This is a genomic window from Pseudomonas sp. AC463 (assembly GCF_979253585.1).
The window spans coordinates 1-246 of the sequence record NZ_CEEDDZ010001024.1; the positions used below are offsets into that span (position 1 = coordinate 1).

A 246-nucleotide genomic window follows, 5' to 3' on the forward strand; every position below is an offset into this window, starting at 1 on the left:
ATGATGGGCCATGCCAAGCCCGAATATCGCGGCTGGATCGAGGCGGCGGGCTATGCACCCGTCAAGCAGTTGCTGACCTACGACCTCGACATCACGAAAGAATTTCCGCCGATCGTCCAGCGGATCATCAAGTCGGGCGAGAAGAACGAGCGCATCCGCATCCGTGAGGTCGACAAGGCGAAGTTCGACGAGGAAGCCGCGACGATCCTGGCGATCCTGAACGACGCATGGTCCGACAATTGGGGT

General features: G+C 59.8%; 1 pseudogene. It reads left to right on the top strand.

What is annotated here, in order from left to right:
- Positions 1 to 246 (top strand): annotated as a pseudogene (locus tag AC0IYH_RS33345) (hypothetical protein); the annotation flags it as partial.